This is a genomic window from Leptospira biflexa serovar Patoc strain 'Patoc 1 (Paris)', from assembly GCF_000017685.1.
Lineage (GTDB): Bacteria > Spirochaetota > Leptospiria > Leptospirales > Leptospiraceae > Leptospira_A > Leptospira_A biflexa.
The window spans coordinates 1,985,792-2,009,762 of the sequence record NC_010602.1; the positions used below are offsets into that span (position 1 = coordinate 1,985,792).

Consider the following 23,971-nt stretch of genomic DNA (forward strand, 5'->3'; position numbering starts at 1 on the left):
TGGATGTAGTTCTGGAGAGGAGTAGAAACCCAAACGGGAACCTAGAATAGTTCCTGATATGGGTTATAAGAATTAGAGGAAAGAAATCATTCCTCGGATTCCTTTCCACAAATGAGAGCCTTGAAATAATACCAACGATTCTTATAAACAAAGTTTTTTGGTGTTTTTCTTTTTAGTAGAACTTCTAGATACATTCTACTTTCTTTTAGAATTTCGTTATTAGATTTCCCTTCATTAAGAATTTTATAGTCATGATGATTCTTCAACTTAGAAGCAATTACATGATTTGTAAAATTATTCCTTTCTAATAATTCAAAATCACCTTTTCTATTAACTTTGATAAATGTTTCATGATATGGAAGAGAATTGATTTTTTCATTCAGCATTTCTTTTAATAACTCCTTGAGTTTCCCTGAATCCAAACATTCAATTATATACAAAGTATCATTAATTTTATAAAAAACCCTTCCTAAGAACATAATGTTCTTATCATAAAAGACAATTTTACCTAAATCAATTAAATAAGAAACAAAATCTCCTTTCTCTAACACTTCATTACTTTCAAACACTTGTAGATGAAATATATTATCACGATTTTTAACTAGATTTAAAGTAGTTTGGATTATATCACACGTTTGCTTTACTATTTGATTATTCAAATCTTTTTGATTATATAATTGATTTTTAAGATTCTCTATTTTATTCAAATGAATTTCTAGTTTTTCTTTCTCTTTGCGGTTTTCAATGTAAGTATTTGTTTTTTCTTTAAAATAAGTATAAACAATATCACTACCATTCTGAATTAGTATAGGGAAAGCTAACATCATTCCAAATGGGACACCTAACCTAGTTTTCCATTCACTATATAAAAAAGAATTAAAGATTAAAACTGCATCGGGGTCACGGATGTTTACAAACAAATCTATCAGAATATCATAATTAGTTATGACAAAGGTGAAGATAAATGAACCGATGAATGGATGTCCAATTCTATCCAATATAATCTGTGTAAATCCTCTGGTTGCTTGATCCTCTGCTGACATCGAAACTCCTCTAGATATAAAAAAAAACGAGGAGTAAAATCCTCGCTCTCTATCAGCTAACATGTGGAATTTCCTGTCTAGTGAATTTATGGGTTATTATAATATACAGACAAAGGCTTTGAAATTGAGGTATCAGGAACCACTTTCTTTTCCAGCTTATGGACACGGCTCGATAGTTTTTCCAAAATGAATGAGCTAGAATTGGTATGGATTCAATATAATTTTCATTAGAACTAACTGTGGAAACCTCTCCTAGGTAAATCAATTCATTTCCCTTCCTCATCTTTACAACCAATGTGTGTTTGAATTTGCTGGAAACAAGGGTAGAAAGGTCATTCGTTAACTTGTTAAATTCTCAAAGTCTGCCATTCATAGGACTGATAAAGGATATAAATTCCTCTGAGGGTATAAGAATCATAAGTAAATAATTCATTCCGATAGAAGTAATGATCCAAGATATAATTTATTTAAGGAAGGTGGGTGGCTTAAGATGGAGTCTCTAGCAATGGTGCGGAAGCAAGGAATAATATTCTGAAGCAATCGTTCCGATCTTATGGCTATATCTCACCTAAGTGGAGCCAACTGGCATTAAGTGAGTTAAGTTTTCTAGGGAACGTAAGATTTGTCCCTGAGTTGAGGGAATTATTGACTTTGGGGGAATCTAAAACTGTTGGCTTTGGTGATTTCCACTGCTCGAAGGGGACGTATCACCAATCCCCCCAATCCTTCATATAGAAACTCCAAATACTTCTATTCACCCTTCCTACCTAAGTTCACTAGAACTACTTATACAAAACCTACTAAGAACCTCTCTCCCATAGACAATGAACAAATCAAAAGAGAATACACTCTTAGAACTCTCTCAATACTAAACACCATCTATCCCAAAAGATGCAACTGCCCTAAGTCCCTAGAGAACCCTTCCCTCAATTTCTTAAGACTAAAAGGGAAAGAATCCATAGCCAGATGTTCTCACTGCCACAAACAAATCAGCATCACTGCAAACACACCCTTCCAAAACATAAAACTACCCTTCGCCTATATCTCTTACACCATCCAAGACCAGATCTTACAATACCCAAAGACCATGACCTCCAAAGAGATCGCAAGAAAACTAGGTCTTCCATACAAAACAGCTTATTATCTTAAGAAACGTATCCAGGTATTCTTCTCACATCTCAATGAGTCACTCAGGGAACAGTTATACAAAGAACTAGAAGAGAACTCTAAAAACTTCAGACTACCAAAGGAAGGTGACCTCAAGGAAACCCTTAAAAATCAGCCTGTTGCAGTAGCCGACTCAGTGGTGTTATATTCCTCATCCTTAAGAGCAAACAAACATAGATCGAGAAGGTTCAAGGGAGGAACTGCATCCATCTATGCTTCTAATTCCATAGGAGGACACCAAATCGGAACCCTTGTTCATACGATTGGCATTAACGGCGGTATGACTTTCTACAAATCGATTCCTTTGAATAACCAACACTACTTAGAAAAAGACTTAGAAGAAACCATCCCTAAGAATGTAACCCTTTTTACAGATGAAGGATATGGATTCCTATGGGACAGACCTAACCATAAGTCAGTGAATCACTCGAAGAAATCAAATGATCCAAGATACAATATGAGCCGAGAGAGATGGGTCACTAAAGAGGGTGTGTCTTCCAATGGAGCGGAAGCGAGGAATAATATTTTGAAGCAGTCATTCAGGTCGTATGGCTACATCTCTCCAAAGTGGAGTCAACTGGCATTGAATGAGTTAAGTTTTCTAGGGAACGTAAGATTTGTCCCTGAGTTGAGGGAATTATTGACTTTGGGGGAATCTAAAACTGTTGGCTTTGGTGATTTCCACTGCTCGAAGGGGGACTCGAACCCCCACACCTTGCGGCACTACCACCTCAAAGTAGCGTGTCTACCAATTCCACCATCCGAGCAGGTGTATATGTAGGACAGGTTAGGAAAACGGGTTCTTTCGTCAAGGAGATGAATTTTCTCTTGTCACTTGCCCTTGGTATTCAGTAGGTTGTAGGGGTCATCCGTATGCAAGTTTCCGATTTAACCTTTCGTTTTAAATTACTCTTCCTTGGGTTCCTTTCCCCGGTATTCCTGACTCTTGGGTTGTTTTTTTCAAGTCCCTATTGGTTGGGAACAAATGATCCATACTTAAAATCGGATGTAGCAGTCTTAGAAATGACAGAAGACCTCCCTACCAAAAAACATTTAAAAAATGTAGCTACACTCTATACCAAAGGTGACTTCAAGAAACTAATTCTTGTTAGTAGGGAAGATAAATCTCAAAATAAATTCTTCAGTCCTGTTGAAATTGATCAAAAAACGAAGGAAATCCTCATTTCGAACGGGATACCTGGTACGCAAATGCAGACTGTTATCATCAGTACATCCAAAATGGGTGACACAGACGAGGCATCCAAAAACCTATTAAAAATAGCTGTTTCCGACAACTTAGGTTCCATTTTACTTCTCACACGTGAGTTTGAAAAACGCCGTGTTTTGAAAATATACAAAAAAACCTTAACCAGTTTGCCAGTGAAAGTGACAGCCTACGGTTTTCCATCTGAAGTTTCTGCCTCTAATTGGTTTTTATCAGAATCAGGCGTGAAAGAAATTTCTGTTGAATTAGTACGTTATATTTATTCTTACACTAGAGGTATCCTTTAAAATGGATGAAATTAAAGATTCAAACGAACTCATCGAACAACGAATTCAAAAAATTCAAGACTTAAAAACAAAAGGAATCAACCCCTACCCACTTCGTTTTTTTCCCAATTCCAATTCAAAATTTTTGTTGGAAAATTTTGATCCAAACAACACTGAAAAAAAATCTTTCAAACTCGGCGGACGTTTGCATGCAAAACGTGTGATGGGAAAGGCAAGTTTTGCCCACCTCAAAGATGCGGAAGGCCTCATCCAATTGTATGCCACACGTGATGACTTGGGTGAAGAAAATTATTCTCTATTCAAATCCCTTGACCTTGGGGATTGGATTGGAATCGAGGGATGGTTATTCCAAACACAAAAAGGTGAAACCACTCTTCATTTAACGAATGTTCAACTACTTGCAAAATGCATTCGACCGCTACCAGTCGTGAAGGAAAAAGACGGTGTGATTTATGATGCCTTCTCTGATGTAGAACAAAGGTATCGAATGCGGTATGTGGACCTTGTGGTCAATGAAAACGTCCGCGAAACGTTTAAAATGCGTTCTCGTATCATTTCAGAAATTCGAAAGTTTCTTACAAATGAAGGGTTTTTGGAAGTGGAAACTCCTATGATGCAACCCATTGCAGGTGGTGCAGCGGCAAGACCTTTTGTTACCCACCACAATACTTTGGATATGGAACTCTTTTTACGGATTGCACCCGAACTCTATTTAAAACGACTCATTGTGGGTGGAATGGACCGAGTGTTTGAATTGAACCGTAACTTTCGGAATGAAGGGATCTCCACCAAACACAATCCTGAATTTACAATGATGGAAGCCTATATGGCCTTTGGCGATATGGAAGCCATGCTTTCTCTCACAGAAAGGATGATCGTTTCTGTTGCCACTGCCATTGGAAAAGGTTTAAAATTTCCTTATGGAAAGGACCAAATTGACCTGACGCCACCTTGGAAACGAGTGAAGTACATCGACATCATCAAAGACTACTCGGGAATTGATTTTAGCCAAATTACCGATGTCAAAGAAGCCATAGAAAAAGCCAAAGCGAAAGGAGTGGATTCTTCTGATTCCGTTTCGATATGGAAGGTATGTGACGATGTGTTTAGTTCGCTTGTGGAACCACACCTCATCCAACCCATCTTTATCACAGACTTTCCGAAAGAACTCTCTCCCCTTGCCAAATCAAGAGAAGATGATCCAAAGTATGTAGAACGTTTTGAACCCTATGTGGCAGGAAGAGAGATTGGGAACGCCTTCACTGAGTTAAACGATCCTTTTGACCAAAGGGAACGTTTTGAAGAACAGGTGAAACAAAGGGAAGCGGGCGACGATGAAGCCTTCATGATGGATGATGACTACATCCGAGCTTTGGAATATGGACTTCCGCCAACGGGTGGCCTAGGGATTGGAATTGATCGACTTGTGATGTTACTCACAGACTCCCATTCCATTCGGGATACCATCCTATTCCCACTCATGCGTCCAGAATAGAACCGAACATTTTCGTATAAAAAAACCTCTCCGAACCAATGGGTGCCGGAGAGGTGATTGTTTCGGGAAACGTTTGATTTCCCGAACGATTCCAAAACGAAATCAATTCTCTTCCACTCTGTGCGCTTTTCTTACAAAACGCACACAAATGGAAAATCAATTAACGTTTGTTGATATTCAATTTTGGTTCTGATTCAATCACACGGATCAGTTTGGATAAATTGGATTGGAAACTAGCGGTTTGGCTTCCATTCAATTGGTAATTGATGGTTTCCTTTCGGTTGGTATAACTAATCGTGATATTTTGATTTTCCCCAATTTTAGGAAGCACTTCTTGAGTCAGTGCCGAAGTGACAACGATGGTATCCGAATAATCGGTGTTTGTCTTTTTTAAGTTGTACCATGTATCCCCTAATTTCAAAGAAACTCCGATTGGAATGTCCACATCAAACGTTCCGATTTCATAGAGTAAAAAATAAGTCACAGCTCCAGTGCCATTATCACGTTCTGCTTTGAAATACACACAAGGTCGTTTTCCTGAGAAAACCCATAGGTATTTTTGCATACAGATGTCTTTAGAAATAGCCGTTTGTTGCTCTAAAGTTGGTTCCGGGGTCACCACAAAGGCCTTACTCCCTGAACAGGAAATGAGGACCAAAAAAAGGAGGGAAATGGAGGAAATTCGGGTCAATGAGAAGATTCTTTCCATGATAAGCCCAACCTTTTTCGAGATGCAAGGTTTGGCAAAGGAAAAAATCCTGTTCCTATGGTATCTTATCCCAAAGGAAAAATAAAAGTCCTACTCCTGGAAAACATCCACAAGGATGCATATGAACTTTTCCACCGAGATGGTTTTGATGTGACTCTCGTCAAAGATGCGATGGAAGAAGCGGAACTCATCGAAAAAATCGCAGATGTTCATGTCCTCGGCATCCGCAGCAAAACAAATGTCACAAAGAAAGCGTTAGACAATGCAAAAAAATTAATGACGATCGGCTGTTTTTGTATTGGAACGAACCAAGTCGAATTGGAAGAAGCAGAAAAAAAAGCAGTTCCCGTTTTTAATGCTCCCTATAGCAACACTCGGTCAGTCGCAGAACTTGTGATAGCTGAGATCATCATGCTCGCAAGGAAAGCATCTGACCAATCAAAAGATGTCCACCTTGGTAAATGGAATAAAATAGCCAAGGGATGTTTTGAAGTACGAGGAAAAACGCTTGGGATCATTGGGTATGGGCATATTGGAACACAAGTATCCGTACTTGCCGAATCCATGGGGATGCGTGTTGTGTTTTATGATATCATTTCCAAACTCCCACTTGGGAATGCAACCGCTGCGCATAATTATGAAGAAGTTCTAAGACAAGCTGATTTTATCTCCTTTCATGTACCGGAAACAGAAGAGACCAAAAATTTATTCCGAAAAGAACATTTACCACTTCTAAAAGATGGCTCCTATGTTTTGAATTTGTCTCGCGGAAAGGTTTTGGAAATTGATGCCCTTGTCGAAGGAATCAAATCTGGAAAAATTGCGGGAGCAGGTGTGGATGTTTTCCCAGAAGAACCTAAGTCCAATGATGATCCCTTTGTGAGCGCACTCCAAGGTTTACCAAATGTAATCCTCACACCTCATATTGGAGGATCCACTGAGGAAGCGCAAAAAAATATTGGAACAGAAGTTGCGGAAAAATTATTAAAATTCATCAACAACGGCTCTACCACTTTTTCTGTGAATTTTCCCAATATTGAACTTGGAAGTTTGAAATCCGGTTATCATCGTATTTTAAACATCCACCAAAACCAACCAGGGTTTTTACGGGACATCAACTCGATCATCTCGGATATGGGCGGAAATATCCTAACTCAAAACCTCAGCACATCAACAAACATAGGTTATTTGAGTATGGAAATCGACAAAAACCTGGGTGATGAATTGAAAGATAAAATCAAAGCCCACAAACATTCGATTCGCACTCGAATTCTCTACTAACCAACCGGGAAGGATCAGATCATCATGATGGAAGTCCTTCCCATTTTTACGAACTCACCCTTACGCAATTACACCTATCTCATTTACTCAAATCGAACAGGCGAAGTGTATTGTGTGGATCCTTATAACGCTCCACTCCTTCTCGATTTGATGAAAAAAATGGGTTTAAAACTCAAAGGGATTTTGAACACACATGAACATGGGGACCACACAGAAGGGAATTTAGAACTGAAAGAGGCAACAAATTGTCTTGTGTATGGACATACAAAGGCAAAAAATACCATCCCTGGCCTTGATACAACTCTGAAAGAAGGTGACATCTGTTTTTCGACCGAAGGCGAAAGTATTGAGGTTTGGGACACTCCTGGCCATACATTTTCCCATTTGAGTTTTGTTCATAAAAATCCAAACACCATCCTTGGGATTTTTTCAGGGGATACCTTATTCAATGTCGGTGTGGGAAATTGTTTTCGAGGTGGTGATCCGAATACCCTTTACGAAACCATAAAGAATCGATATGCCACTCTTCCCGATTCCTGTCTTTTGTATCCAGGGCATGACTACTGGGAAAATAATTTGGCATTTTCAAATCACGTGGAACCAAACCATGATTTTCGCGACCGGTTCCAAAAAACAAGGACCGAACACTTCCAATCCACTTTAGGATTGGAAAGGCAATTGAGTCCTTTTTTTCGACTTGGGTCTGGAGGAATAAAAGAGCGTCTAACAGAATTAGGTGAATCTTTCACTGATGATAGGTCCATTTTTTTACGCTTACGAAAACTAAGGGATCGTTGGTAAAATTTTCATTTTACATTTTTAAAATCTCCTTTTAGGATTTGTTATATGACAATTCTCATCATTTGCCTTTTGGTTTCAATCGCCCAAATCTACATTGCAAAAGCCTTTGTGGCAATTGCAATGGCACGCGAAGGAAAGGGGTATGACAACCACCACCCTCGTATGCAACAATCCAAACTCACTGGATGGGGGGCGCGTGCCTATGCTGCTCATCAAAATGGTTTTGAAGCCTTCGCTATGTTTGCTTGTGGTGTCTTACTCAATTTACTTTTAGAAGTTGATTTGTATTTTGCGGAAATTCTAACATTAAGTTTTGTAACCCTTCGATTTTTATACATTTACCTCTACATAGCTGACTTTTCCTATGCTCGTTCTACCATTTGGGTCATTGCCTTCCTTTGTAATTTGGGATTGTACATTTTGCCATTCATGTATTAAGGTTCCCTTTGCAAAAGTTTTTGTATTCTGTTTTACTGCTGTTATTCCTTTGTTTGGCGTATACCCTGCTTTCAGAAAAAAAAGGAGACGGAATCGAAAACAAACATTCCATCACTGATTTCCAAAAAGCCAAACGCGTGTTAAAACGATTTTACGCAAAAGTTGGAAAGGACTTCTATTGTGGTTGTGATTTTGAAAAAGATGAAGAAGAGTTAGGCCGATTCAAAATCAATCACGATTCCTGTGGTCTAAAAGCAAGAAAGGATTCCAAACGCCAAACATGGATTGAATGGGAACACGTTGTCCCCGCACATAGTTTTGGAAAAGAACGAGAGTGTTGGACAAAACCGAATTGTGAATCTGGTGGTAAACTTTTGAAAGGAAGGAAGTGTTGCACGGCCACAGATCCAGAGTTCAATTTGATCGAAGCGGATTTGCATAATATTGTGCCTGTTCCAGGGGAGATCAATGCGGACCGAGGTATCTTTCCTTTTGGAGAAATTGATGGGGAACCAAGGGCCTACGGAGATTGTGATTTTGAAATTCATTTCAAAAACGCAGTCGCAGAACCAAAACAGGATATCCGCGGGGACATAGCTCGCATCTATTTGTATATGGAGTGGCGGTATGGAATTCCCATCCCAGAGGGCAAACGGGATCTTTACAAGTCCTGGTCGGCCTTAGACCCTCCCGATACCTTTGAAATCCGAAAAAATGAAATTGTGGAAAGGGTCCAAAAACAAACAAATCCATTTGTGGACGGCACCCTCAAGGAACCATAGGCAAAATCGCTTCCTCAGATTTGTCACATTACGATGATTTCTGAAATCTAATTTTACCAAAACAAAGATAGCTTCATTTACAGAATCGGGCAAGTTTGGAGTCTGGAATTGGAATGAAAGAATATGACATCTTAGTGATCGGAGCGGGCGCTGGCACAAAACTTGTCACTCCCCCTTCCCAGATAGGCAAACGAGTGGCAGTCTTTGAACGAGAAACCCCGGGTGGCACATGCCTGAACCGAGGTTGCATTCCCTCCAAAATGGTGATTTTTCCCTCTGAGCTCCTTCGGCTAAAAGAGGAATCAGAACGATTTGGAATCCAATACCCAAGTCCCCCAATCTATGATGTAAACTCTATCTTCCAGCGAGTGAATGAAAGAGTAAAAGCTGATTCGGATTCCATTCCCATCGCTTATGAAAAAAATCCAAATATTGATTATATACCTAAAAACGTTTGGTTCAAAGCATCCAAAATCATCACCGATGGAGAAAACGATTACACCGCCAAACATATCTTGGTTGTCACAGGCACAAGGCCTAATCTCCCAGAAATCCCTGGATTAAAGGACACACCTTTTTGGACCTCCCGAGAAGCCTTGTCCCCCGATGAATTCCCAAAATCACTCCTTATCATTGGAGCAGGTTTTATCTCACTTGAATTAGGCGCCGCCTACCAGGCATATGGTGCACAGGTGACAGGGATCACGAGAGGAGAAGTCTTACGGCAAGTTGATTTTGAAATCAAAGAGGAACTCAAGAAACACCTTCCCTTTCCCATCCACACTGGTTTTCATATGGAACAGGTGGAATTTCGAAATGGAGAGTTCCGCGTATCGGGAACAAACAAAGAAGGGCAAACACAAACATTTGTCGCAGAAAAATTATTGGTTGCGACAGGGATCAAACCGAACACGGAAGATTTAAAACTAGAGAATACCAAAATCCAATGTAACCCAGATGGTTACATCCTTGTGGATGAAACTTTACAAACAAACGAAGAAGGAGTTTATGCTTTTGGTGATGTGATCGGTCGGTATTTTTTCAGACACAGTGCCAATTTTGAAGGAGAATACTTATTCCACCATCTCTATGAGGGAGGTGAAAAAAAACCAATTGTTTACCCACCCATGCCGGAAGCAATCTTCACTCACCCTCAAATCGCAAGTGTTGGAAAAACAGAAGATGAACTCATACAAGAAAAAATTCCTTATTACAAAGGTCTGAACCCGTATCGTTCCAGTGCCACAGGTATGGCTCGTTTGTCTGAAGTTGGATTTGTGAAAGTCCTTGTTTCGAAAGAAACAGAAGAAGTGCTTGGTGCCCATGTGATCGGCGAAGAAGCCGCAAACCTCCTCCACCAAATTGTAATGGGTATGTATTTAAAAGCGAAACTCGATGATTATTTAGGAATGATTTACATCCACCCTGCCATTTCGGAAATCACAAGGAATGCCTTTCGTAAGGTTCGGGAACAAAAACTAAAGGAAATCAAATCATGAAAAAGTTTTTATTCAATCGTTACGATAAAGAAACTCTCAAAAAGAAAGTATTAGAAGACAAACGGGAAAGGAGAGTGATTTCCTTTTATCGTTATGTGAAAATTACAGATCCAATTGCGTTTCGAGATGTTTTATATGATTCATTGGAAGATTTGGGAGTTCTTGGAAGGATCTATTTGGCAAACGAAGGGATCAACGCACAATTCTCCATTCCTATCGGAAACTATGACGCCTTACGAAAGTTTGTGGATTTCATTCCTGAGTTAAAGAATATTTATTTTAATGATGCAGTGGAAGATAAAAAGGAAAGTTTCATCAAACTTGCGATCAAAGTAAGAAAAAAAATTGTCGCTGATGGCCTAGACGATAGCCAATTTGATCCTTCCAATGTAGGCACTCATCTCTCTCCACTGGAATTCCACCAAGCACTAGAAGAAGACGGTGTCATCGTAGTTGACTTACGAAATAATTACGAATCAGAAGTGGGTCATTTTGAAAACGCGATTTTACCTGATGTCGGAACCTTCCGCGAAGAACTACCACTCGTCGAACAAATCTTAGAAAAAGACAAAGATAAAAAAATCCTACTCTATTGTACGGGTGGGATTCGCTGCGAAAAAGCTAGTGCCTATTTAAAGTACAAAGGATTTGAAAAGGTACACCAACTCCAAGGTGGTATCATTAATTATGCAAAAGCCGTCACTGACCATGGTTTGAAATCCAAATTCAAAGGGAAAAATTTTGTATTTGATGATCGGCTTGGGGAACGGATCACCGATGATGTTTTGACAGTCTGTTACACTTGTGGGAATCCATCTGATAGACACACCAACTGCGCCAACTTAGGATGCCATGTTCTCATCGTTCAGTGTGAGTCTTGTTCGGAAAAACTTCTTGGAACATGTTCAGAAGAATGTAAGGAAATTGTTTCTTTACCGGAAGAAACACAAAAGAAACTCAGACAAGAACAAAGAAAACAACAGAAATACCCCACTCACCACCTAACAAGAAAGCTCGTAGGAAAATAAATGAAACCATATGCCATTGAACTAGAAGGATTAGAAAAAACATACAAAAACGGGGTAAAAGCCCTCCGTTCGATCAATTTAAAAGTGGAAGCAGGAGATTTTTTCGCCTTACTTGGACCTAACGGTGCCGGTAAGTCCACAACCATTGGGATCCTCAGTTCGCTTGTCAATAAAACAGGTGGGAAGGTCAAAATCTTTGGCGTTGACATCGATCAAAATTTAAATCTCGCCAAAACATTTCTTGGCATTGTCCCCCAAGAATTCAATTTCGGAATCTTTGAAGCGGTGGAACAAATCCTCATCAACCAAGCTGGATTTTATGGAATGCCACTAAAAGAGGCAACCGAAAGGGTCAAGTATTACTTAGACAAATTATCGTTGTATGACAAACGTAAGTCGGCCGCAGGAACACTCAGTGGTGGTATGAAACGACGTCTCATGATTGCAAGGGCTCTCATCCATGATCCGAAATTACTCATTTTGGATGAACCAACTGCCGGTGTTGACATCGAGATCCGAAGGTCAATGTGGGAATTTTTAAAAGAACTCAACCAAAATGGAAAAACCATCATCCTCACAACCCACTACTTGGAAGAGGCAGAATCCCTTTGCAAAAATATTGCAATCATTGACCAAGGGGAAATTGTAGAAAACACATCAATGAAAAAATTACTACAACGTTTGGATAAAGAAACCTTCGTCATTGATTTAAAAAAATCCTACAAATCCAAACCAAATTCAAAGAAATTCCAATGGATATGGATCGACGATCATTGTCTGGAAGTCCAATTAGATAAAAAAGCTTCGGTCAATGAACTTTTTATAGAACTAACCAAACACAAAATGGAAGTTTTGAGTTTAAGGAATAAATCCAATCGTTTGGAAGAATTATTTTTGTCACTAACCGGGAAACACTAATTATGTGGAAACAAAATTTTACAGCACTTCAGACCATCGTTCGACGAGAATGGATTCGGATCATTCGTATTTGGGTCCAAACTTTAATTCCACCAGTGATTACAATGGCATTGTATTTTCTTATTTTTGGTGAGCTTGTCGGCCGCCAGATTGGCAAAATTGGAGACTTTACCTATATTGAGTTTATTGTACCAGGTCTCATCATGATGAGTGTGATTACAAATTCGTATAACAATGTGGTTTCTTCTTTTTTTTCCAGTAAATTCCAAAAGAACATTGAAGAACTTTTGGTTTCCCCCACTTCACCTTATACAATTGTTCTTGGATATACATTTGGTGGAGTGGTTCGTGGTTTATTTGTAGGAATCCTTGTCACTCTCACATCTTTGTTTTTTACAAATCTACAATTCCAACATCCGTTTATCATCCTCCTCACAGTCATGTTAACCTCCATACTATTTTCGTTAGGTGGTTTTTTTAATGCCTTGTTTGCGAAAAAATTTGATGATGTGACAATCATTCCCACTTTCATCCTCACACCTCTCACCTACCTTGGTGGAGTATTTTATTCGGTAAAAAATCTACCAGAGTTTTGGCAGACCATCTCCTATTTGAATCCAATTCTTTATATGGTAAACTTATTCCGTTATGGTTTTATTGGGATTACTGATGTGAATTTATATTTTTCCCTAGGATTTATCCTCTTTCTTTCTATTGTCATCTTTTTACTCAATGTTAGGTTAATGAAAATTGGTTATGGAATTAGAAACTAAACAAACTCGAAAAAATAGAATGGAAGAAGTTTTACGGGAAACCTTCCAACCATTGGAACTGATAGTTCTGGATGTTTCCTTGGAGCATGCCGGTCACCCTGGAATCACAAAGGATTCAAAGGAAACCCACTTTCGAATCAAATTGATTTCCGATCAATTTCGGGACCAAACAACGGTGGAACAACACAGAAAAGTTTACTCAGTCCTTGGCCCTGAATTCAAAAAGGGATTACATGCCTTAGAAATGGACCTTTCCGCACCAAAAGGAGTCTAAATGATATGACAAAACCAACTCTTGTGAGCTTTAAACTTTGCCCTTACGTGCAACGTTCCGTGATCAACCTTTTAGAAAAAAAAGTAGAGTATGAAATCAAATACATTGACCTAGCAAACAAACCAGATTGGTTTTTGAAAATTTCTCCTTTTGGAAGAGTACCAGTACTCGTGGTAGGTGAGGAAGTACTGTTTGAATCGGCTGTCATCAACGAGTATTTAGATGAAACGAATCTACCTTCTCTCCACCCTAAAGACCCATTACTAAAAGCGAAACATAGAGCCTGGGCAGAATTTGCCAGTGCTTTGTTAGTAGACCAATACGGTTGGACCATGTCGAAGGAAGAAAGTGACTCCAATAAAAAAAAGGAAGAGATCCTTTCTAAATTCAAAATCCTCGAATCCATTTTACCAGAGCCAAAAAATGGCACCTTATTCTTTGCTGGTGAAACCAAACATCTCGTCGACACAGCCTATGCCCCGTTTTTTATGAGAATGGAGTTTTTAAAAAACAAGGGAGTAGAATTTGATTTGGTGAGTGGTTTTCCAAAAGTACAAACTTGGAGTGATACCTTACTTTCTTTGCCTTCTGTAAAGAATTCTGTTTTACCAGAAGTGCCAAAAGAATACATTGAATTTATCAAAGCCCACAACTCATGGATGGGAGGAAAATTATAGGATGACCATTCCAGAAATCCAAAAAAAAATCGAAGAAGGATTACCAGGTTGTACTGTAGAAATTTTAGATCCCTACCGTGATGGTGTCCATATCAAAGCAGTGGTAACCTACCAAGGTTTTGCCGGTAAGGGTCTCATTGAACAACACCGAATGGTGTATGCAACTTTAAAAGAAGAATTAAAAGAAGAAATCCATGCTTTGGCATTGGAAACAAGGAGTGAATGATCATGGAACAAGAGTTAAAAGATAAAATTGAATCGTTAATCAAATCAGAGAAGGTATTTCTTTTTATGAAAGGAACACCGGAAATGCCTCAGTGCGGATTTTCTGCTGGAGTGGTTTCCACTCTCAAACAACAAGGAATTTCATTTGGTTCCTTCAATGTATTGTCCGATATGAACATACGCGAAGGCATCAAAGAGTATACGAACTGGCCTACCATCCCACAACTTTATATCAACGGAGAATTTGTGGGGGGTCATGACATCACCGTGCAAATGGCACAATCTGGTGAACTTAAGAAAAAAATAGGATAATCCAATGATTCGTCTCTACCAATATGATTCTTGTCCTTATTGTTACCGTGTTCGGCAATCCATTTCGGCACTTGGTCTTGTGGAAGGAAAGGATTATGAATTGGTAGAGGCAAGGAATGGCACCGCTGGCCGAGAGGAAGTGATCCGTCTCGGAGGCATTTCCCAAGTTCCCTTTCTTGTGGATGGTGGTGTGAAGATGTATGAATCTCTAGACATCATCGATTATCTAGAAAAAAAGTTTTCGTAACCTGTTTACGTAAGTTCCAAGCAGAAATGTTTGGATTCACTAGAAAATAGGACTGGATACGCAATCCATCTAACTGTTAGTAGTTCTTGGTTTTACTCAAATCTCCGAAATCCGCATTCTCAATCTTCGGTTTGAAGGAAAAAACGGTCCACTCACTCTTCTAATGAAACCCTAGTAAATTTAAAATCGTATCTCCTACGGCCCTTGGTGTTCCCGAATATGGAAATTCATGGATGTACAACACTGGATTGAAATTAATTTCTAAGATCGCGTAGGTTTCAGGATTTGGTGTTTCTGTGATGGCACTTGATATGATATCAATCCCACAAATCACAGCTCCCGCAGCTCTTGCTGCTTTCAATGCAATGGTTTTGAATTCGGGATGAACAAGATCTGTGACGTCCACAGAATCTCCACCCGTAGAAATATTGGAATTTTTCCGTAAAAAAACTTGTTCCCCTTTTTTCGGAATGGATAAAAATTCAAATCCTTGGTCCAAAAGAACCAGTCGTTCCACATCTGACATTTGTATTTTTTCCAACGCCGTGATATGTCCCTCCCCCCTTCTAGGGTCCCTATTTTTTTCTTCGATCAATTCTGATATGGTTTTGATTCCATCTCCGACGACATTAGCCGGGACTCGGTTGCATACAGCCACTACCTCATCACCTAATACTAAAAATCGATACTCCGGTCCCTCAATGAACTCTTCAATGATGATGGAACTCGAAAAGGAAAAAGATTGTTTTACAAAATATGTGAATTTTTCTAGGGAATCATTAGGTTCTGATATTCCGATTCCAATTCCAAAATTGGTTGTCACAGGTTTTACAACTTTTTTTTTGTTTTGAAAAATGGTATAATCGTTTAGGGCATCTTCAAGTCTAGAATAATGTTTTCCGATCGGAACACGAACCCCATCCTCTGCTAACACTAGTTTGGAGGCGATTTTATTTTCCATCACGAGATAGGTCATGAGACTATCGAGTCTTGTTTTACTGGCTTCCTTTACAAATTCGGTATGGCTGCCTTGTTTCAATCTTAGGAAATTTTCTTTCCGATCGATCACCTGCACCTCAATCCCTCGTGAAATCGCATCTCGAATGATGATCTGGGTCGAAATCTCCAAGTCTTCCCAACCAGGAAGTAGTGGTTTCGGTTCTGTCATTTTAAACCTCACTACAAAGTTTGAGAGGTTTGATTTGGATGGGCTTTTGATTTTTTTTCAAATGGCTACCTTCTAATGTTTCCATTTTTTTTTGTTCATAGATGGATTGTTCACTCAAATCTTCATAGTATTTGATTCGATTGGGAGATAAGACCTTTTGCAAAAGTTCTTCTTTATGGGAACGGGCAAGGGCCAATCCAAATTCTCGATAACTCGATTTGTTGATTTTTAGATCCAATTCAGACATTGTGGCACCAAGTAAACTTGGATCGTCCCATTTTTCCCATTGAGATTCCAATGCACGGCTAAAAGGTCCATTTGCATCATTCTCATCTAATAAATCCGCAATGGGTTGCAAATCGACAAACAACTGGTAAACCATATCTCGTAGTAAAATTTCTTTCTCAAATAAATACACTTTGGTTTCAGGTTTTCGACCAAACCAAGTTGTTTGTTCTTGGTTCTTTCTCCAATTGGCCATTTCCACCAAATCTGCTTTAGGTGACTCATTTAACATACAATACAAGAGAACCATATGGATAAAGTATAGGCGAGATTCTTCCACACCAATTGCCGAAAACGGATCTAAATCGAGAAGTCTAATTTCTAAATATTCAACACCTCGCTCCACAAGAGCATCCACGACCCGTTCTTCCCCTTTGGGAACCTGTTTTGGTCTCACGAGGGAATAGTATTCATTTTCCAATTGTAAGATATAATCATTCAATTGATTCGTTGGTTTTGTATTAAATTGTTTATACGGTGGGTAGGTTTTAGATACTACATGGCACATCCCTGCAGCATACTCATGTAAAGAATTGACAGAAATTGGATATTTTCCTTGTACCTTACTTGTATAACCGATACTTGATAAACGTAAGGTAGTTGCAAACGGTGCATTTAATGTTTTTGCATCTAATTTTTGTAAATTTTTATTCGATTTTTCTGAATCAACAAATGTGACATCCGTTAGACTTGATGTTCCAAAAAGATACAAGAGTGCTGGTGAGATTCGGTAAAAATTACGGATGGTATCAAAATAGATTTGAGATTTTGTATCTTTGGAAAGAGGTTTTTGAAATCTTCTTTCTGAAACTACTGACAACATACAAGAATCAAAGGACACATTATAATGAACCCCTGAAATCGTTTGCATTTTTTTTCCATATCGATGGCCAAGTCCATTGCGATAGATTGTTTTTTTCCTTCCTTCTGCAGAAGTACCGTATTGTCCAACTTCAATTTTATTTTCTGTTGGTAAAGCTGGTGGCATACTGAATGGCCACAAGTATTCATCTTCTAAACTTCTGGCAGTGAAAGCATGTAGTTCAGTCAGCTCGGCAAGTGCATCAGGGATCGTCTTATGGATGTTTGTTGCATATTCAATTTGAGCTTCAGCAAAATCTGTTTTGATGAGTGGGTGTGTCAAACTAGATCCAAGAAATTTTGGATGTGGTTCTTGCGATAAAAATACCTTCTCATTCACACGTACACTTTCTCTCTCCAATCCATGTTTGGCGCTGAGGAGACAGTCTTTATATTCATTTGCAAATAAGGCGACTGTTGAATTTTTTTGTTTCGGTTTTAATAATTTTCCTTTCATCGACTAAAAACCTAAAGGAACTCCTTCCCCTTTCGGATCCGACACTCCTATCAGTTTGTCTCCTTCTTTTGACACTACGAATACTTTTGCTCGGTGCCTACCATATTGGACTTGGTAAAATGGTAATTCCGATTCAGGAAAATATCCTTTTAGTTCTGGATCTAAAAATAATGTATCAGGGTTGTATTGGTGGTGGATCCTAGGAAAGGAAACACTTTCATATAGACTTCGTTTTTGGATCAAATAATGATACAAGGTATTGAAAATACTAGTAGGGATTTGGGATCCACCTGGAGCTCCTATGACAAGTTTGGTGTTCCCATTCGGATCCAAAAGAATGGAAGGACTCATGCTGGAAAGAGGGGTTTTTCCTGGTGCAATGGCATTGGCCTTGGAACCGACAAGTCCGTATAAATTGGGAATCCCGGGTGCGATGGAAAAATCGTCCATGGTATTATTCAAAACAAGTCCAGTGCCAGGAACCATTTGCCCTGCTCCAAAAATCCCGTTGATGGATTGTGTGGAAGAAACTGCGTTTCCTTCCTTGTCTAAAACAGAAATATGAGTCGTGTTATAGGAATCTTTTGGTTCAACAGGTTTTTGGATTTCTTGCCAACTGCCAGAGACCACTTTTTTTTCGATTTGGTTTACTTCTTCTTGGATGTATGCCTGTGAGTTCAGTTTGGTAACTGGGATCTCTGTAAATTTGGGATCTCCTCCAAGGACTGCTCGGTCTCGAAAAGCCACCCGCATCGCTTCTGTGATTTGAATGGATTCTCCTACGATCCCTTTGGGAAACGATTTCCGTTTCATCATTTCTGCATACAAATGCATCATGGTCACCAAATGGACTCCAGAACTCGGCGGAGGCATTGTGAGAATTTGATGACCCCATACCGAACTTACCAACGGGTCCAATTGTTTTACTTGGTATTCTTTCCAATCCGCTTCACTGATAAAACCATCATATCCTTCGTAATATTGGGAAACAAGTTTGACTGTCTCCCCATCAATCCATTCCTTCTCTTCCTGGTCTAAAATTCGAGTGAAGGTTTGGAATAAATCCTCTTGGACAAGAAGTTCCCCTTCACGGATGGGACGGTTATCGATCCCAAACACTTTTTGCATCTCTGGATTCATATTAGGCCAAACTTTGGTTACGGCATTCGCTAAATCTGCGTAAACGGAAAACCCATTTTTCGCATAACGCATTGCAGGCGCTAATACCTCTTCCAATGGAAGTTTTCCATGTTGTTTTTGAATTTTTAGAATCCCTTGGACATTCCCTGGAACCGCTACGCTATATGGTCCTTTCAGAATTTTTTCAGAGTTTGCACTTCCATCCGGTTTTAAATAAAAGGAGGCAGTCCCTTTTTTTGGGGATCGCTCGCGAAAATCATAAGCCCACTTTCCTTTTTTAGGAAAATAAAGAACCGCAAATCCACCTCCAAATAAACCTGTGGAATGAGGTCGTAAGACAGAGATGGCAAAACTGGCAGCGGAAAACACATCCACTACGTTCCCACCCTTCTTCCAAACTTCCACTCCCGCTTGGGAAGCCAAAGGGTGATCGGTGGCGATCATAAATTCTCGGCCTACGAGTTCGTATCGATCTCGTTTTTCAACTGATCCTTGGACTTGAGGGAAAATTGGTTCTGAAACAAAGGATCTCTCTTTTGGATCGAAAAGTGTGTGAATCGTTTCACAACTACCAACGAGTAAAGGCAGAAGAAAGAAAAAACAAAAAAGAAAAGCCCTTCTTTTTGTCCCGATCAATCGAAAATCCCCATTTGCATTTTTGCTTCTTCGCTTGCCATCTGACGCGGATCCCATTTGGGGTTCCAAACCACATGGACAATGATTTCCGAAATTCCATCCACTCGTAAGGCATGGTTTTCTATGTCTTGTTTCATTTGGGGACCTGCGGGACAGGCCAGCGAGGTATATGTCATTGTTACTTCTGCTGTTTCACCAACAACTTTCACGTCATATATCAAACCAAGTTCCACTAGGGAGATTCCAATCTCTGGATCTTCGACGGAACGGATGCTATGGAAGACTTCCCACTCTTTTTCTGTTTCTGGGTCTCTGATCATTTTTTCACCTCGATGATTTTTTCTAAAGTTTGCCAAGGCAAAAGGGCACAACGATGACGACTGGAATGTGTTTTCACTATCCTTAAAAAAGATATCTCCTCTAAATCACCAAACAAGGAAGATTCATTCCCTTCTAAAAATTTTTTACGTTCGATTCCATAAGATCCAATGAATTCATATGAAATTAGACTTTGATTTTTAAACAAAAATCCAACGGATGCCGCACATATGGAACAAGAGTCTCCCGAAACGGCCTTGATTTGAATCGTTTTCTTCTCAGTTATTTGGTAATACAACTTAACTTCATCCCCACATAAAGGATTTAAACTTTTTACTTCCAGTAGTGGTTCACTCGGGATGATCCAATTGGCGTAGGATTTCCATTTCAGAAAATCCTCATAAGATTTATTTTCTGACGACACGACCAAATATCGATTTCACTTTTTCGATTGAATGGACTAATACATCGATGTCTTCTTTTGTATTGTACAAATAGAAGGAAGCGCGACAGGTTCCAGGGATTTGTAATTGTTTCATCAAAGGTTGGCAACAATGATGTCCCACACGGATGGCAACACCTTCTTCGTCGAGTATGGATCCTACATCATGCGGATGGATCCCTTCCATAGTAAAGGAAACCACTCCTCCACGTTTTTCTAAATCCTCTGTACCAAAAATCGTAAGTCCACCTATTTTTTGCATTCGTTCCAATGCATATTCGGTTAACATTCGTTCATGCTCTTTGATGTTTTTCATTCCCACTTTTTGTAGATAATCAAGTGCATGTGAAAAACCAATGACACCCGCAATATTAGGAGTTCCGGCTTCTAATTTCGCAGGTAAGGCTGCATATGTGGAACTTTCTAATTCGACAGACTCAATCATATCTCCACCACCTAACCAAGGCGGCATGGCTTCTAATATTTCTTCTTTACCGAAAAGGACACCTACTCCCGTTGGCCCAAGCATTTTGTGAGCGGAAAAGGCATAAAAATCAACATCCATATCCACTAGATGGATTGGCATATGGCAAGCAGCCTGCGCTCCATCTACAAGTACTTTGGCACCCACTTGGCGCGCCCGATCAATGATTTTGGTTAGGTCATGGATAGTTCCTGTGACGTTCGACATTTGGCTAATCGCAACAATTTTTGTGCGTTTGGTGATGATTTCATTTAACTTCGATAAATCGTATGTTGTGTCATCAAGGATAGGAATGAATTTTAAAAATGCTTTTTTTTCACGGGCCAACATTTGCCAAGGAACCAAATTGGAATGATGTTCCTGGACAGATAAAACAATTTCATCACCTTCAGAAACATTGGTGCGTCCATAAGTTTGTGCCACTAAGTTGATGGCATCCGTTGTTCCACGTGTAAATATAATGGCCTTTGCACACTGTGCTTGGAAAAAATGGGATGTTTTAATCCTCGTCCTTTCAAAGAGTTCTGTTGCATGTTGTGAAAGATAATACACACCCCGATGGATGTTCGCATTTTCTTTCACATAATAATCGTTTGTTGCCTGGATCACCGAGAGTGGTTTTTGGGAAGTAGCTCCATTGTCTAAATAAACAAGTTCTTTCCCATTGGGCATGGTTTGAGAAAGGATTGGGAAATCTTTGCGTAAATTGTATGGATCTAAACTCATACGGACTCCAAATCCACTTCCAAATCATCCCCATTCACTTTTGTAGGAAACATCGTCAATGGTTCTGTCGCGGGCAATGCCAGTACACTTCCATCACGAATGTCAAATTTGGCAAAGTGCCTGGGGCAAGTGATCACACATCCTTCTAATTTTCCACAGGAAATTTCTTCCCCATCATGGGTACAGGAATCTTCAAATGCAAAATATTGATTTTGCCATTTGGTGACAACAACGGAAAAATGCCGAGTTTTGATGACAGAAAGTTTCCCTTCTTCAATTTCCTGAATGGAAATTAATTTTTTAAACGCCATCATTTCCCTCCCACAAGTAAACCATGAATGGTAGATTCCAATCCTTCTTTGATCTGATCCGAAAAACCAATTCGTTGGATGGTTTCCCCGTAGAATGCAGTGACTAGCAGTGATTTTGATTCTTCAGGGCTCAAACCCCGCGACAAAAGATAAAAATACTGTTCTTCATCAATATCCCCTACGGTAGCACCATGGGTACATGAAACATCTTCGGCAAGAACTTCGAGTTTTGGATTGGCTTCCGCTCTTGCTTTTTTATTTAGCGAGAGATTGAATGACTCTTGGTGGGCCACCACTTTTTTTAAGTTAGGTGGGATGATCAAATTACCTGTAAAAATATGATGGGACCTGTCAGTGACAATTGTTTTATAACTGATTTTACTTGTCGTATGGTCTGCATGATGGATCATTTCCATATCCAAATCTTTTAGGTTCCTTTTGGAAAGTGCAGACACTCCATCGATTGTCACCTCTGCCCCTTTACCCAATAAATGAGAATGTAAAAACAATTTTGAACGAAAACCACCAAAAGGGAAATGGTGCAGTTTTACGGAGGCATTTTCTTTGGTTAAAACAAGGACACTCCTAAATTGGATGAGGTCTTCATCACAATTTTCTTCATCCAAGATTTCAACATGAGAATCCCCTTCTGAAACAAAAACATCAAATATGGTTTGTAAGTGGAGTCGTTCAGTATCATGTTTTGTTTCTGTGTATAATTTGATTTGGGACGTATACCCTCTCGGAACATAAAAAATTCGAACCAAGGACCGAGCATCGTCTCCTAACAAACTGCGATAGACATCGTTTGTTCCATCTTCGCAGACCACAATTTGAATCTCTCTTGCAAACAAAACAGAAACATAAGTAAAATAATCTTTTGGCAAATGGTGTTTCACCAAATTCAAAATAACATCCAAGGTATCCTCCGATACCAAAGGATTCGCAGAATCGTCGGTTTGCCCTTCGTAATGATCATTTTTGAGCTTAGGATCAAAACCAAGTTCATTCCAATCAATGGAACTAATAGGAAACTTACGATAGGATTCATCTTTTTCTGTGGGAAGAGCCAAAACCTCCCAATCACCTAGAAGAGACGAACAAAATTGATTTCGTTTTTTTTGGTTTAATATAAAATGATTTTTGATGAGTGAGGAATTCATTTGACCCCTTCTCTCTCCAAAATCCAATCATAACCAACCTCTTCTAATTTTAAGGAAAGGTCTTTTCCACCAGTCTCTAAAATGCGACCATCAGCAAACACATGCACAAAATCAGGAACAATATAATTCAACATCCTTTGGTAATGTGTGATGAGTAAAATTGATCGTTCAGGGTTTCGGTTGGCATTGATCCCTTCGGAAACAATGCGAAGTGCGTCAATGTCGAGACCAGAATCGGTTTCATCCAAAATGGATAAAACTGGCTTCAACAAATTCATCTGTAAAATTTCGGCACGTTTTTTTTCACCACCAGAAAATCCATCATTCACATAACGGCCAATAAACGATTGTGGGACTTCCAGAAGATCCATGGCAGTCTTCAACTCTTGTTTGAATTCTTTCACAGGGACATCTTTGCCACGGTGGGCTTTGAGAATGGATTTTAAAAAATTACCGATGGTGACCCCTGGGAGTGCTGTTGGGTATTGGAAAGACAAAAAGAGTCCAAGTCTTGCCCTTTCGTCTGTGGATAATTTTAAAATGGATTCTCCCCGAAATAAAATATCACCAGATGTGATTGTGTATTTTGGGTGGCCCAAAATGACGTTGGATAAGGTACTCTTTCCTGAACCGTTCGGCCCCATGATGGCATGGACTTCCCCCGCCCCAATGGTCAGGTTCACCCCACGGAGGATTTGTTTGTCTCCGACATTTGCATGTAGCGATTGTATTTCGAGAATTGCGGACAAGGTCGTATCCTGTTTTTTTATTTAGAATGATTCTATATTATAGACGAATC

26 protein-coding genes and 1 tRNA gene are annotated in these 23,971 nt (G+C 39.4%); 15 read left to right on the plus strand and 12 right to left on the minus strand.

Annotation, left to right across the window (positions count from 1 at the left end; genetic code table 11):
- Window positions 1-86: 86 nt before the first annotated feature.
- Together LEPBI_RS09350 and LEPBI_RS09355 are read right to left on the minus strand one after the other, a co-directional pair.
- Window positions 87-1,106, minus strand: coding sequence for a hypothetical protein (locus LEPBI_RS09350; protein ID WP_012388875.1), 1,020 nt, complete (start codon window positions 1,104-1,106; stop codon window positions 87-89).
- A 1,789-nt stretch (window positions 1,107-2,895) separates the two neighbouring features.
- A tRNA-Leu gene (locus LEPBI_RS09355) sits at window positions 2,896-2,977 on the minus strand.
- A gap of 106 nt (window positions 2,978-3,083) precedes the next feature.
- Here LEPBI_RS09355 and LEPBI_RS09360 point away from each other — a divergent pair.
- Together LEPBI_RS09360 and lysS are read left to right on the plus strand one after the other, a co-directional pair.
- Window positions 3,084-3,722, plus strand: a complete 639-nt coding sequence (locus tag LEPBI_RS09360) for a hypothetical protein (protein WP_012388877.1) — start codon at window positions 3,084-3,086, stop codon at window positions 3,720-3,722.
- Between the two features lie 10 nt (window positions 3,723-3,732).
- Entirely contained in the window at window positions 3,733-5,217 is a 1,485-nt protein-coding gene (lysS, locus tag LEPBI_RS09365; RefSeq protein WP_187148094.1) for a lysine--tRNA ligase, read from the plus strand.
- Between the two features lie 160 nt (window positions 5,218-5,377).
- Here the strand turns inward: lysS and LEPBI_RS09370 are convergent, their stop codons facing one another.
- A complete protein-coding gene (locus LEPBI_RS09370) occupies window positions 5,378-5,926 on the minus strand; it encodes a hypothetical protein (protein ID WP_012388879.1) in 549 nt (182 codons plus the stop codon).
- 57 nt (window positions 5,927-5,983) lie between these two features.
- On the opposite strand from LEPBI_RS09370, the gene serA reads away from it, so the two are divergent.
- The 13 genes from serA to LEPBI_RS09435 all read left to right on the plus strand — a co-directional run bounded on the left by serA (window position 5,984) and on the right by LEPBI_RS09435 (window position 15,181).
- Window positions 5,984-7,207, plus strand: coding sequence for a phosphoglycerate dehydrogenase (serA, locus tag LEPBI_RS09375; protein ID WP_012388880.1), 1,224 nt, complete (start codon window positions 5,984-5,986; stop codon window positions 7,205-7,207).
- 24 nt (window positions 7,208-7,231) lie between these two features.
- The gene (locus LEPBI_RS09380) at window positions 7,232-8,008 is read left to right on the plus strand and encodes an MBL fold metallo-hydrolase (protein ID WP_012388881.1); all 777 of its coding nucleotides are present in this window, start codon (window positions 7,232-7,234) and stop codon (window positions 8,006-8,008) included.
- Between the two features lie 45 nt (window positions 8,009-8,053).
- Complete coding sequence (locus LEPBI_RS09385) at window positions 8,054-8,446, plus strand: MAPEG family protein (RefSeq protein WP_012388882.1); 393 nt, start codon at window positions 8,054-8,056, stop codon at window positions 8,444-8,446.
- An 8-nt stretch (window positions 8,447-8,454) separates the two neighbouring features.
- Entirely contained in the window at window positions 8,455-9,228 is a 774-nt protein-coding gene (locus LEPBI_RS09390) for an endonuclease (RefSeq protein ID WP_012388883.1), read from the plus strand.
- A gap of 113 nt (window positions 9,229-9,341) precedes the next feature.
- Complete coding sequence (locus tag LEPBI_RS09395; protein WP_012388884.1) at window positions 9,342-10,727, plus strand: dihydrolipoyl dehydrogenase; 1,386 nt, start codon at window positions 9,342-9,344, stop codon at window positions 10,725-10,727.
- Window positions 10,724-11,755: an oxygen-dependent tRNA uridine(34) hydroxylase TrhO gene (gene trhO, locus LEPBI_RS09400; protein ID WP_012388885.1), complete on the plus strand. Its 1,032-nt coding sequence runs from the start codon at window positions 10,724-10,726 to the stop codon at window positions 11,753-11,755. The genes LEPBI_RS09395 and trhO overlap by 4 nt, the downstream gene beginning before the upstream one ends.
- Window positions 11,756-12,673 carry an ABC transporter ATP-binding protein gene (locus LEPBI_RS09405; protein WP_012388886.1) on the plus strand — a complete coding sequence of 306 codons (918 nt, stop codon included), beginning with the start codon at window positions 11,756-11,758 and terminating at the stop codon, window positions 12,671-12,673.
- A 2-nt stretch (window positions 12,674-12,675) separates the two neighbouring features.
- A complete protein-coding gene (locus LEPBI_RS09410; protein ID WP_012388887.1) occupies window positions 12,676-13,446 on the plus strand; it encodes an ABC transporter permease in 771 nt (256 codons plus the stop codon).
- A gap of 19 nt (window positions 13,447-13,465) precedes the next feature.
- Window positions 13,466-13,720 (plus strand): BolA family protein, encoded by a 255-nt coding sequence (locus LEPBI_RS09415; RefSeq protein WP_012388888.1) that lies wholly within the window; start codon window positions 13,466-13,468, stop codon window positions 13,718-13,720.
- A 5-nt stretch (window positions 13,721-13,725) separates the two neighbouring features.
- Window positions 13,726-14,397 (plus strand): glutathione S-transferase family protein, encoded by a 672-nt coding sequence (locus LEPBI_RS09420; RefSeq protein WP_012388889.1) that lies wholly within the window; start codon window positions 13,726-13,728, stop codon window positions 14,395-14,397.
- Window position 14,398: 1 nt separating this feature from the next.
- Entirely contained in the window at window positions 14,399-14,623 is a 225-nt protein-coding gene (locus LEPBI_RS09425) for a BolA/IbaG family iron-sulfur metabolism protein (RefSeq protein ID WP_012388890.1), read from the plus strand.
- 2 nt (window positions 14,624-14,625) lie between these two features.
- Window positions 14,626-14,934 (plus strand): Grx4 family monothiol glutaredoxin, encoded by a 309-nt coding sequence (gene grxD / locus LEPBI_RS09430; RefSeq protein WP_012388891.1) that lies wholly within the window; start codon window positions 14,626-14,628, stop codon window positions 14,932-14,934.
- Window positions 14,935-14,938: 4 nt separating this feature from the next.
- Window positions 14,939-15,181, plus strand: a complete 243-nt coding sequence (locus tag LEPBI_RS09435; RefSeq protein WP_012388892.1) for a glutathione S-transferase N-terminal domain-containing protein — start codon at window positions 14,939-14,941, stop codon at window positions 15,179-15,181.
- 160 nt (window positions 15,182-15,341) lie between these two features.
- Here LEPBI_RS09435 and gshAB read toward each other — a convergent pair whose 3' ends face one another.
- From gshAB to sufC, 9 genes are read right to left on the minus strand one after another with little or no spacing between them, the layout of a single operon-like run.
- Complete coding sequence (gene gshAB / locus LEPBI_RS09440; protein ID WP_012388893.1) at window positions 15,342-16,349, minus strand: bifunctional glutamate--cysteine ligase GshA/glutathione synthetase GshB; 1,008 nt, start codon at window positions 16,347-16,349, stop codon at window positions 15,342-15,344.
- Window position 16,350: 1 nt separating this feature from the next.
- Window positions 16,351-17,952, minus strand: a complete 1,602-nt coding sequence (gene gshA, locus LEPBI_RS09445) for a glutamate--cysteine ligase (protein ID WP_012388894.1) — start codon at window positions 17,950-17,952, stop codon at window positions 16,351-16,353.
- A 3-nt stretch (window positions 17,953-17,955) separates the two neighbouring features.
- Window positions 17,956-19,728 (minus strand): gamma-glutamyltransferase, encoded by a 1,773-nt coding sequence (gene ggt, locus LEPBI_RS09450; protein WP_012388895.1) that lies wholly within the window; start codon window positions 19,726-19,728, stop codon window positions 17,956-17,958.
- On the minus strand, window positions 19,725-20,048 hold the full coding sequence (locus LEPBI_RS09455; protein ID WP_012388896.1) for a metal-sulfur cluster assembly factor: 324 nt from the start codon (window positions 20,046-20,048) through the stop codon (window positions 19,725-19,727). Before LEPBI_RS09455 ends, ggt begins: the two co-directional genes overlap by 4 nt.
- Complete coding sequence (locus LEPBI_RS09460; protein WP_012476290.1) at window positions 20,045-20,470, minus strand: iron-sulfur cluster assembly scaffold protein; 426 nt, start codon at window positions 20,468-20,470, stop codon at window positions 20,045-20,047. Before LEPBI_RS09460 ends, LEPBI_RS09455 begins: the two co-directional genes overlap by 4 nt.
- Window positions 20,454-21,698 carry a cysteine desulfurase gene (locus LEPBI_RS09465; protein ID WP_012388898.1) on the minus strand — a complete coding sequence of 415 codons (1,245 nt, stop codon included), beginning with the start codon at window positions 21,696-21,698 and terminating at the stop codon, window positions 20,454-20,456. The genes LEPBI_RS09460 and LEPBI_RS09465 overlap by 17 nt, the downstream gene beginning before the upstream one ends.
- The gene (locus LEPBI_RS09470) at window positions 21,695-22,009 is read right to left on the minus strand and encodes a Rieske (2Fe-2S) protein (protein WP_012476291.1); all 315 of its coding nucleotides are present in this window, start codon (window positions 22,007-22,009) and stop codon (window positions 21,695-21,697) included. Before LEPBI_RS09470 ends, LEPBI_RS09465 begins: the two co-directional genes overlap by 4 nt.
- Entirely contained in the window at window positions 22,009-23,172 is a 1,164-nt protein-coding gene (locus LEPBI_RS09475; protein WP_012388900.1) for a SufD family Fe-S cluster assembly protein, read from the minus strand. The genes LEPBI_RS09470 and LEPBI_RS09475 overlap by 1 nt, the downstream gene beginning before the upstream one ends.
- Window positions 23,169-23,921, minus strand: coding sequence for a Fe-S cluster assembly ATPase SufC (gene sufC, locus LEPBI_RS09480; protein ID WP_012388901.1), 753 nt, complete (start codon window positions 23,919-23,921; stop codon window positions 23,169-23,171). Before sufC ends, LEPBI_RS09475 begins: the two co-directional genes overlap by 4 nt.
- Window positions 23,922-23,971: the final 50 nt, after the last annotated feature.